Genomic DNA, 2612 nt, shown 5'->3' on the forward strand with positions numbered 1-2612 from the left:
GTGCGAGGCCGGCGATTGACGCACCCGGCAGCAAGCACGCCTCGATCAGTTGGCGCTTACCCTCGGGGTCGTACCTCCGCTTACCGTTGGAGCATTCTCGAATGACCCGCAGTGGCAGAAAATCAGACTCGTCGTCGTTCATGGTTTGCGTCCGCAATGTAGGTTGCGGACGCAATCGTCGCCCTTAAACACCGACGATGATAGGTGTGTTCTATTTAGCGCTTACGTTCAATGGGTGTTCTTTATGTCCGCTCCCAATAACCTCTCTTGGTAGGTGTTTTAGACGATCGCCTGCATGCCTTCACGGTCGGCCGCAAGACCGGATTCGATTGCCGTTTCCACCATGCCCTTCGTCTCAGTTACGCCAACCACTCGACCGACGTTCTCGTCGTTGAACGTAACATCCGTGATCTGATTCACGTCGAGAACAGCCGGATCAACTCTTTTGGTGCGTCACCCGTGATGAGACCGGCTTCCGTGCGCGCGCGCCCGGGCAAGTTCAGCCTTGTTCGTTGCTTCGAGGACGTGATAAACCGTGGGCATCAGCACGCCGTCATTACGCTGCATCCACAGGTTGTATTGCTCGTAGATATGGATCGAGTGCAGCACCTCCTCCGCATCCTCACTGCCGCCACTCTTGCCGGCGTGGAGCTTGCGCAGTTCCATGAGATCGTTGCTGAGTTGACGCAGGTCGCTCGCGAACAAGTTCACATTCGTCTTGAACGTCGTCTTGTCTTCGATAAAGCCGTGCAGGTCCTGATCACGCAGCACCTCCGAAACCATGGTGTGACGCAACAGCGTGCCGGACATATCCTGGTAGTCACCGTTAAGGTCATCCCAGCACGTGCTCTGTTCCTTCGTGGCTGCCGTGCCCTGCCGGCATTCGGCGAGGATCCGATCCGCCGCTGAGAGCTTGAGGCAGCCGTCCTCCGAAGGCTTGCTCGGTAGGTTCATCCGCAGCCTGACCGGCGCGAGAGGCGTTATATAGAAATCGTCAAGAAGTACTCGAAGGAGGACCTGATCTGTTTGCTCGGACGTTCGCAGAGTTTAAAATGTGCTACCAGTCGAGGCTCGATTTACTGGGCGATGCCGGACTGAAGGAATCAGTAGAGAGCATCGCAGACGTATTAAGGCAGATCTTTATGGCACTGGATCTCGGTAGCGAGCGTGCAGGACAGTTCTTCACGCCGTATGAAGTCTCGCTGCTGATGGCCAAGATGGTGACCGTGGGCGACGGAAAGGAAATTAGAGACCGCGGATTTATCACCATGGACGAGCCAGCCTGCGGGTCTGGAGGGATGGTCGTCGCGGTCGCGCAGGCCATGCACGAGGCGGGGCTGAACTATCCCACCTTGCTGCATGCAACCTGCACGGACATCGATCCCACGTGTGTTCATATGGCGTATGTGCAACTCAGTCTCCTAGGCACTCCAGCGACTGTGGTTCACGGCAACTCCCTGACGTTGGAATCCAGGGACGTCTGGCACACACCCGCAGATGTTCTGTGCGGATCGCAAACCCCTTCGAGCGCAGACGTATCAACGAAGCGTGCTCGACAGTGATTGGACTCATGCGGAAGCGATTAACCAGGGGACAGCTGTCGAAGCCATGGGCGTTGCTGCGTACGTTGTCGTAAAGCGATCCATGCCGAGGCTTGGAATGGATCGCTATTTTTTCGCTGGTGAGCAGGCCCTGCTTCTCGGCGGCGGAGAACCCCCTCTGCTGCCGGCCGTCGATCCGGTGTTGTTCTGGGTGATCGTGATTCGAATATTTCCAGGTACCGCCTTGGCGGCATCGTCCTTTTTCGAACCGCCGAGCAAAGCGTCAACTGTCTTCTTCACGAGATCTTTACTTACGTCGATTGAAGCGTCTATGAGCTTTGTCTTCAGATCGAGGGCTTCTTTCACGCCGATTTTTCCTTTGTAGCCGTATCGAGGACGCCCGTTATAGCTGCAGTAAATAGAGGACGTTGGTCCGATGTAACACTGGCCTGAACCTCGTTTGTCTTTGCCTGGGTGAGTGCCATCTGCGGCTGGCACGTCTCTGAGACTGCCGATGCTAGCTTGTCTAATTTCATGTCGATACGAGATTGGTCGATCGGTGCGGGAGGGGTTTCAGTCGGGAGAGTGGGAGGATATGCGCCGGTACCGGGATTTTCCACTCGGGGAACGCGCATGCTAGGCAAGGACAATGTTGCACCAGCTACAAGAAACAAGATAGAGAGCCCGAACAGCAACATGCTGTAGACAGCCCTCGGTATGCCCAGAGGGCCCCGAGACGCTTCCAATCCGTCGATATACCCCGCCGTCCATTGCTCATTTGCCGCTGAGAAGAGATCGTACGGCCGATAGCCGTTGCCCTGCAACCCTGCTTTATAGCCTTCCAGTTCGTAGTTCGTAGATCTGGATTTGTCTGAACGCTTCTCGGACTCTCTTTCGTCGGGCGGGCCCGGAGTTGCGGTGCCGTCTGATGACATTTTTTCGCTCCTGGAGATCTCCACGGTGGCGTGGCAATAAAAGTCCCTCTTTTAACGATCTCGAGAGTGCCGAGTTCTTGCGCCTTTCTCACGGTCTCATCTTGGCGTTCGTGAGCGCCGATCCAGTTCTCGGTAA

Annotated in this window: 5 protein-coding genes and 1 pseudogene; 1 reads left to right on the plus strand and 5 read right to left on the minus strand. The window is 56.0% G+C overall.

The features are described 5' to 3' along the window. The 3 genes and pseudogenes from AWB67_RS43670 to AWB67_RS36215 all read right to left on the minus strand — a co-directional run. Nucleotides 1–157 (minus strand): annotated as a pseudogene (locus AWB67_RS43670) (IS66-like element accessory protein TnpA); the annotation flags it as partial. Between the two features lie 122 nt (nt 158–279). Next, complete coding sequence (locus AWB67_RS41190; protein ID WP_159965132.1) at nt 280–420, minus strand: hypothetical protein; 141 nt, start codon at nt 418–420, stop codon at nt 280–282. A gap of 33 nt (nt 421–453) precedes the next feature. Continuing rightward, on the minus strand, nt 454–954 hold the full coding sequence (locus AWB67_RS36215; protein ID WP_087660663.1) for a hypothetical protein: 501 nt from the start codon (nt 952–954) through the stop codon (nt 454–456). Nucleotides 955–1052: 98 nt separating this feature from the next. Here AWB67_RS36215 and AWB67_RS36220 point away from each other — a divergent pair, with 98 nt between their 5' ends. Beyond that, the gene (locus AWB67_RS36220) at nt 1053–1562 is read left to right on the plus strand and encodes an N-6 DNA methylase (RefSeq protein ID WP_087660664.1); all 510 of its coding nucleotides are present in this window, start codon (nt 1053–1055) and stop codon (nt 1560–1562) included. A 105-nt stretch (nt 1563–1667) separates the two neighbouring features. On the opposite strand, the gene AWB67_RS40290 is transcribed toward AWB67_RS36220, so the two are convergent. Together AWB67_RS40290 and AWB67_RS40295 are read right to left on the minus strand one after the other, a co-directional pair. Then, a complete protein-coding gene (locus AWB67_RS40290; protein ID WP_125477844.1) occupies nt 1668–1907 on the minus strand; it encodes a hypothetical protein in 240 nt (79 codons plus the stop codon). Continuing rightward, nucleotides 1904–2476, minus strand: a complete 573-nt coding sequence (locus AWB67_RS40295; RefSeq protein ID WP_125477845.1) for a hypothetical protein — start codon at nt 2474–2476, stop codon at nt 1904–1906. The genes AWB67_RS40290 and AWB67_RS40295 overlap by 4 nt, the downstream gene beginning before the upstream one ends. Nucleotides 2477–2612: the final 136 nt, after the last annotated feature.

Source organism: Caballeronia terrestris (assembly GCF_001544515.1).
Taxonomy (GTDB): Bacteria; Pseudomonadota; Gammaproteobacteria; order Burkholderiales; family Burkholderiaceae; genus Caballeronia; species Caballeronia terrestris.

Excerpts from the sequence above, each read along its gene's own strand:
- AWB67_RS36215 (WP_087660663.1), bottom strand. The coding sequence starts at position 954 with ATGAACCTACCGAGCAAGCCTTCGGAGGACGGCTGCCTCAAGCTCTCA.
- AWB67_RS36220 (WP_087660664.1), top strand. The coding sequence starts at position 1,053 with ATGTGCTACCAGTCGAGGCTCGATTTACTGGGCGATGCCGGACTGAAG.
- AWB67_RS40295 (WP_125477845.1), bottom strand. The coding sequence starts at position 2,476 with ATGTCATCAGACGGCACCGCAACTCCGGGCCCGCCCGACGAAAGAGAG.